This is a genomic window from Mycobacterium sp. IDUB_19 (genome assembly GCF_055419445.1).
The window spans coordinates 1-3,859 of the sequence record NZ_JBVAXR010000098.1 but is presented as its reverse complement, the minus strand read 5'-3'; the positions used below and the strand labels follow the sequence as shown (position 1 = coordinate 3,859).

Annotated in this window: 1 pseudogene; it reads right to left on the bottom strand. The window is 64.0% G+C overall.

Going from position 1 to position 3,859, the window contains the following annotated elements:
- Nucleotides 1–3,790: pseudogene (locus ACZY0B_RS26955) on the bottom strand (BTAD domain-containing putative transcriptional regulator); the annotation flags it as partial.
- Between the last annotated feature and the right edge of the window lie 69 nt (nucleotides 3,791–3,859).

Genomic DNA, 3,859 nt, shown 5'->3' with positions numbered 1-3,859 from the left:
CCCAGTCGCGCGCGGTGACGCTCGCAAGGCAGCGCGCGTTGGCCCGGCTTGCCGTGTTTTCCAGTCGTGGTGCCGGTCGGCTGAGTTGGTTGAACCTCGCGCGCGCGGTGTCAAGGTCTGCCTCGTCGAATACCTCGGTGCGGCTGATCATGCCGCCGTCAACCGTGAGAACCGCGATCCCGCGCCACTCGGCGTCAAATCCCTGTTGCGAGGTCTCATGTGCCGCATAAGTGACGACTGCTCCGCGTTCGGTCAGCCCATGCACGGCCTCGACATAAGCCTTGTTGTCTTGGTCCCGGTCCGGCACGGCGCTGATATATGCGATCAGGTCGCCGACCCCCATCGCGGTCTCCCGTCGGCGGTCGATATTGACACAGTCCGGCGTGGTCAACGGCATCTCGTTTCGGTTGATCGCCGCGTAGCTGCCGGAGATCACCGACCATGTGCGCGCGTGTGCGGCGGCTTCTCCGGCCAGGTAGCGCGCGTCGAGCTCTGCGATGGCGGCGTCGAAGTCTTCGAGGTCGAACACGATGATCGCCGAAATCCGCTCGTCGGCGTCGATCTCGATGACGTGAATAGCCTCGGCTTGAAACGCGTCGATCGGCTGATTACCTACGAAGGATCGGATACGACTCATGGAGAGTCGCCGCCCGCGGGTCGCGATGGTGTCTGATGCGACAGCCGTGACCCCGATTTCAGCGAATCCAGAGATTTCGGCGATCACGGCATCCCGGCCCGTTCGCACGCCCGCGTTCACCACCCGACGGCGATCATCGCTTGAGACGTCGCCGGCCAGAATCTCGGTCATCGCGGCCCAATCACGTTCCACAAAGCACAAATTCAAGCGTTCGTACACCTGGGTTGCCGTATTTTCCAATCGCGGAGCCGGTTGGCTGAGTTGTTCGAACCTCGCGAGCGCGGTGTCGAGGTCTCCCTCGTCGAATAGCTCGGAGCGGCTGAACATATCGCCTTCCACCGCCAGCACGTGGACATCCCGCCACTCGGCGTCGAAGCCCTCTTGTGAGATCCCATGCGCCACATGGCTGACGACCGCGCCGATCTTGCTGAGCCGATGCACTTCCGCGATGTAGATCTTGGTGTCAGGCGAGTCATCCCATGCCGCTCGGATGTACGAGATCATGTCGCCGGGGGCGAAAGCTGCTCCGCGACGGTGGTCAATGTTCACCCACTCGGCCGTGGTCGCGAGGAGCTCGCGCCGGTTGAACCCGGCGTAGCCACCTGCGACGAGCGACCACGTGTGCGCGTGGGCGGCCGCTTCGCCGACGAGGTAGCGGGCATCAAGCTCGGCGATGGCGGCGTCGAAGTCGTCGAGGTCGAAGACGACGACCGCCACAACTTTGTCATCGGCGTCAATCTCGACGACGTTGAGCGCATCGTTTTGAATCGTCTCGGGGTCGTGGCCTGAGACGCGAACACGTGCGAGGACAAGACGCTCGCCGCGGATCGCCATGGCGCCCACCATCGATATCGTGAAGCCGACGTCGGCGGCCGCTTGCAAATCTTTGACCACCGCATCTCGCCCATATTGATTCTCGGCATTCACGACCCTTCGGTGATCGATGCCCGAATAGTTGTCGGCCACGGTTTCGGCCAAGGAATCCCAGTCGCGGGCCGCAAAGTGCGACCAGACGTGGTCGAATACGCGCGCCGCCGTGTTCTCCAGGCGCTGTGCCGGCCGCCTGAGCTCGTCGAACGTCGCGATCGCTGCGTCCAGGTCCGCCTCATCGAAGAACTCGGTGTGGTTGACCATGTCGCCGTCAACCGTCACAACATTGACTCCCTGCCACTCGGCGTCGAAGCCCTGGTGCGAAACACCATGCGCCGCATAGCTGCACACCGCTCCGAGGTCACTCAGCCGGTGTACAGCTTCGACGTAGGGTCGGATGTGCCCAAGGTCCCACCCGGCACGGATAGTTGCGGACAGCTCGCCAGGCCCAAACGGTGTCGTCCGGCGATGGTCAATTGTCACGCAATCGGGCGTTATCGCGGGGAATTCGCGCCGGCCGACCGCGGCGTAGGTTCCCGCAATCACCGACCACGTGCGTGCGTGGGCGGCTGCTTCGCTGGCGAGGTACCGGGCGTCGAGCTCCTCGATGGCTGCCTCGAAGTCGTCGAGGTCGAACATGACGATCACCGCGATGTGATTGTCGGAGTTAATTCCGATGACGCCCAGCACCTCGTTGAGGAACTCCCCGGAGCCGCCTTCGCCGCCCGACACGTGCGCGAGGACGAGGCGCTCGCCACGCGCGGCGATGACGACGGACGTGAAGTGGGTGATCCCGACGTCGGCGGCCGCCCGCAGGTTTGCAATCTCGCCATCCCGCCCGTGCTTGATCCCTGCGTTTACGACCCGCCGGCGATCGTCGACAGAGATGTTGTCGGCCAGTACCTTCGCCAGCGCATCCCAGTCGCGGGCTGCGAAGTGCGCCATATAGCGCTCGGCCGCTTGGCTTGCCCCGTTTTCGAGCCGTCGCGCTTGGGGGCGCAGCTCCTCGAAGCGGGCAAGGGCGGCGTCGACGCCGTCCTCTTCGTAAACCTCCACCCGCGATCCGTCAGAAAGGAACAAAAACGTGCGACCCCAATGCAATTCGTTCCCGTGTGCGTCCGTGCCTTCGATGACGAGGGTGGAGACGAGCCCGTGTTCGTCCAGCGCCTGTACGGCCTTCGTCCAGTAACGGGCGTCGGGCACCAGTGTCCACAACTCCTCGATCGATCGCCCGTAGTCTTCCGCCGACCCGAACGGGACGCGTCGGTGATCAGCAAACGCAATCCGCCCAAGCATCGGCCCCGGCTTGTGACGATTGAGCTCCCCCACCGTGTCCATTGCGGGCTGCAAGACGTTGGCGTAGGCGGCCGCTTCGCCGACGAGGTACCGGACGTCGAGCTCTGCGATGGCGTCGTCGAAGTCATCCAGCTCGAATATGACAAACGCCGCGATCTGATTGTGCGAGTTGATTTCGACGACGCTGAGCGAATCCGCGGAGATCTCCGGGGGCGCGCCACCGCCGACCGAGGCGCGCGTGAGGATGAGGCGCTCCCCGCGGGTTGCGATGACGACGAACGCCGTGTACGTGATCCCGACCTCCGCGACCGCCCGCAGGTTTGCGATCTCGGCATCTCGACCCCGTTTGATCCCTGCGTTTACGACCCGACGGCGATCGTCAACAAGGATGTCGTCGGCAAGTACCGTCGCGAGTGCATCCCAGTCGCGGGCTGCGAAGTGCGCCGAATGGCGCTCGGCCGCTTGGCTTGCCGCGTTTTCCAGCCGCCGCGCCCGACGGTGCGCCTCTTGCTCGAACCGTGCATGCGCGGCGTCGAGTTCGGCAATCGCGGCATCCATGTCATCGAGGTCGAACCAGATCTGCACATTGATTCGACCCTCATCGTCAACGCCGTATAGGAGGAGAAATTCGTCTTGCGGCGCCCCGGGGCTCACATCAGGAGTGCCCAACGTCATTCGAGCGAGAGCCAGGCGCTCGCCTCGCACGGCAATAACGACAAGGTTCGTCCGCATGATCCCTGTCTCGAGATCGCGCCTTGTCTGGCTTATCACCTCGTCCGAAGCAAATTCGGTCGGCTTAAACCCGACAATCTTCCGCCGACTCTCGACGGAGCCCGCGGGTGCGAACAGTCGCTCGAATTCGTCCCAGGCCTCGCGAGCAATCGCGGCCATCACGCGTTCGCTCGCCTGGACGGCCGCGGTGCGAGTCTCGATAACGGGTGCTTCGGGTGGAGTCGGGTCAATTGTCTCGACACGCGCGTCGAGCATGGAACGCGCCTTATCGGCAAGTGCCGCAGCACCTTTCCGCTCATACAGGCTGGCCGCGCGTTCGGCAGC